Genomic DNA, 3290 nt, shown 5'->3' on the forward strand with positions numbered 1-3290 from the left:
GCCGCGCGCAGGGCATCGTTAAGCAGGCTCATAACCACCTCACCAGCAGGTTGGGTAAATGGGCACTGTCGGTATCGCGGATGGCCTGCATGACGTGGGATCGCCCTACCTGCCGGTCGCCCTGGCCCCAGGCCGACAACAGCGACTTGTGGGCAATGATGTTGACCAGCCGCGGAATACCACCGGAAGACCGGGAGATAAGCCGCAACGCAGCAGGCGCAAACAGCTCGCCACCATTGTAACCAGCCTGGGCCAGGCGGTGCCTGAGATACTGCGCCACGGAGACTTTGTCCAGCGGCGCCAGGCGATACTGGAAGGTGATGCGCTGTCGCAGCTGGCGCATGCTGTCCCGTTGCAACAGCACATCCAGTTCAGGCTGGCCAAACAACACCACCTGTAACAGCCGGATGCTTTCGGTTTCCAGGTTGGTGAGCAGCCGCAGAGCCTCGATGGTTTCCTCGGGCATGGCCTGGGCTTCATCAATCACCAGCACCACTTGCCGCTGCTCCATAGCCAGGGCGATCAGGCGTTCATTCAGCGCCTTGAGTATCTGATGCGTGTTGGCACACTTCGCCACATCCACGCCCAGTTCTTCGGCCACCGCTTCGTAAAGCGTATCCGGCGTCAGGTTCGGGTTGGGGATATAGGCGGTGTGGGCATCCTGTTCCAGCTCGTTGAGCAGAAGCCGGCACAGAAGGGTCTTGCCGGTACCCACCTCGCCGGTGATCTTGATGAAGCCTTCCCGCTCACGCAACGCCACCAGCAGCAATTCCAGCGCATCGCTATGGCTACGGGCCCGAAGGAAGTAGCGGGTATTGGGCGTCAATGCAAACGGTGCTTCCTGCAGTCCGAAATGGGCTTCGTACATGCTAGCGTTGGGCTTTCTCCGGTTCGGGTTTGACAGACTCGGAAGACTCCAGCAGCTCTCGCAGAACCTGCATGCGTTCACGGCTGGACGACACATCAGCATTCATCTGCTCGCTACCGGCCACCACCGGGCGCAGCAGGATAACCAGCTCACTCTTGCGGGACTCGAAGCGACGCTGTTTGAACAGCTCACCCAGTAGCGGAATTTCGCTGAAGAAAGGCACCGCGGAGTTGTTGTCCTCGCTGCTGTTCTGAATCAGCCCGCCAATCACCACAATCTGGCCACTTTCGGCACGGATGACACTGTCTGTTTCGCGAACGGTGCTGCGGGCCAGGGGAAGTGTCACATCCCGGTCGCCCACGGTGATGACCTTTTCCTGATCATTCACTTCGCTGACTGAGGGATGAACATGCAGGGTAATGGCGCCGTCCTCGGCAATCTGGGGGGTGACATCCAGGGAAATGCCGGAGAAAAACGGCGTCAGTTCGACCGACGTGGAGGTCCGGTCAGTGGCCGTAACCGCCGAGTTGTTGTCATCGAAGTCGATGTCGGTGACGAAGAACTCATCCGTACCCACTTTGATCACGGCTTTCTGGTTGTTCACCGTGGAGATTCGCGGGCTCGACAGGATCTGCACATTGCCCTGCTCCCCCAACAGTTCAATCAGCCCGGTAAAATCTCCGGCCCTGACACTCGCGGAGAACAGCCCGCCAATGTCGGAGGTACTGACTGCCTGCCCGGCCAGAGCCTGGGCGGTAAAGTCTTCGGGCAACCCGTCTGAGGCGGTAATGCTGGATGCACTCTGGACATCCGCCCAGTTAATGCCCTGCTGGTAACCTTCGCTCAGGCCAATTTCCAGAATCTTCGCCTCCAGAACAACCTGACGCTGCATGATCAGCTGGGTGCGGCGCAGGTATTCCTCCACCTGCCTGAGCGAATCACCATCCGACCGGACCATGACCAGCCCCGCCCCGGCGTTCACGATCACCTGGCTGCCGTTGTCTGTTCCGATGATCATCTTCAGGGCGCGTTCGATGTCCTGCCAGAAGTCCGATTCGGTTTCGGTGGAAATTCTTGTACCCACGAGGTTCGCCGTGGTGTTGTCGCCACTGTCGCCGCGGGTTGAATCAGCCCCGGTCGAATTGTCACGGGCGCTGCTCACCTGCCCGGAACTGACACGGGTTTCGGAGCCGCCACTGCGTTTGAAGTGAAGATAGTCGATCGGAAACATTCGGGTCTGGACACTGTTGGCCCGCACCCTGAAAAGGCGGCCGCTGCGCTGGATATCCAGGCCGTAAAGATCGCCGGCAATATCCATGACCTCAGGGACTGTTACATCCTTCAGGCGCAGGTCGATGCTTGCCTGAACGTCGGGATGAACCACCACGTTGTAACGGCTGCCCTCCACCAATGCCTCGAAGAACGGCCCGGCGGTCAGGCCCCGGGCATTCACATCAAAGCGGTCTTCATCGTCTGCTGCAGCGGATAACGAAGGCATGAGCGCGGCGCTGACATCTTCCGGCACCTCGCCGGACATTGCATCTGCCCTCGCGTTTTGCCGCTGTTCAGCTTCCGCCTCTGCCATGGCATCTTCAATAGCGGTCGCCGCATCTGTCGAGGTGGCCTGACTGGAGCGCGTTAATGGATTATTGCTACAGGCGGTCAGAAACACGGCCAGCAACAGGGTCAGAAACGTTCGGTTCAGTGTCATAGCAGCTCGTTTCTCTGTCATTGCGAACTCCGCACTTGCGGAAGGGGTTCAAGGCGTAAAACGCGCACTCGTCCCTGATCGACCAGCTCTACCCGGTCCGGGTGGATCCGCCTGATGCGAACACCCTCGAATGTCTGCCCCTCCCTGCGGGCAACACCATCGATAACCGCCACCCTGCGATCGTTACCAATAAAAATCGACGCCAGGCTGAACTCTTTTTCCGGAACCTGCGCCTGCAGGGTCGTTCCAAAGCCATCCGGACGGGTCGGGTCCTGAAGGGCCAGAGCGGAGGAGGATGCCAGAACCAGCGTGGCAATCAACAGCAGCCGCATATCACACTCCCAGCCATGCGCGATCCAGGCTCAGCGTACGCACCCGGATCCGGACTTCGTTATCAGGGTAATCGCTGGAATCATATTCCAGCAGCACCCACCCCAACCGGGCATCCATGGACTCGAGCTTTTCCAGATAGGCCAGCACATCCATGTAACCACCACGCAGGACGATTTCTGCATCGTGGGCAAACAAAAGCGGCTCTGCAGTTTCGTCCTGGCTGTTCCCGTCTCCGGTACTTCTGGACTCCTTGTCAAAAACCGGCACCGGCGCCAGAAGATCCACACCCAGGAGTTCCAGTTCATCCTGTGCGGCAAGCATATCCCGCAACAGTACAACCATTGCCCGGGGCGCAATCAGACGCCCTGTGGTTTCAGC

Annotated in this window: 3 protein-coding genes and 1 pseudogene; all 4 read right to left on the minus strand. The window is 59.3% G+C overall.

What is annotated here, in order from left to right; genetic code table 11:
- Nucleotides 1-28: 28 nt before the first annotated feature.
- Complete coding sequence (locus ACESMB_RS15050) at nt 29-868, minus strand: ExeA family protein (protein ID WP_372971998.1); 840 nt, start codon at nt 866-868, stop codon at nt 29-31.
- A 1-nt stretch (nt 869) separates the two neighbouring features.
- Nucleotides 870-2600 carry a pilus (MSHA type) biogenesis protein MshL gene (mshL, locus tag ACESMB_RS15055; RefSeq protein WP_372971999.1) on the minus strand — a complete coding sequence of 577 codons (1731 nt, stop codon included), beginning with the start codon at nt 2598-2600 and terminating at the stop codon, nt 870-872.
- Nucleotides 2597-2911, minus strand: a complete 315-nt coding sequence (locus tag ACESMB_RS15060) for a hypothetical protein (RefSeq protein ID WP_372972000.1) — start codon at nt 2909-2911, stop codon at nt 2597-2599. The genes mshL and ACESMB_RS15060 overlap by 4 nt, the downstream gene beginning before the upstream one ends.
- A 1-nt stretch (nt 2912) precedes the next feature.
- A pseudogene (locus ACESMB_RS15065) lies at nt 2913-3290 on the minus strand (MSHA biogenesis protein MshJ); the annotation flags it as partial.

The organism is Marinobacter sp., from assembly GCF_041686475.1.
Lineage (GTDB): Bacteria > Pseudomonadota > Gammaproteobacteria > Pseudomonadales > Oleiphilaceae > Marinobacter.

Bases quoted from the DNA above. Each gene is read 5' to 3' on its own strand.
- ACESMB_RS15060 (WP_372972000.1), bottom strand. From the start codon at position 2,911: ATGCGGCTGCTGTTGATTGCCACGCTGGTTCTGGCATCCTCCTCCGCT.
- mshL (WP_372971999.1), bottom strand. From the start codon at position 2,600: ATGACAGAGAAACGAGCTGCTATGACACTGAACCGAACGTTTCTGACC.
- ACESMB_RS15050 (WP_372971998.1), bottom strand. From the start codon at position 868: ATGTACGAAGCCCATTTCGGACTGCAGGAAGCACCGTTTGCATTGACG.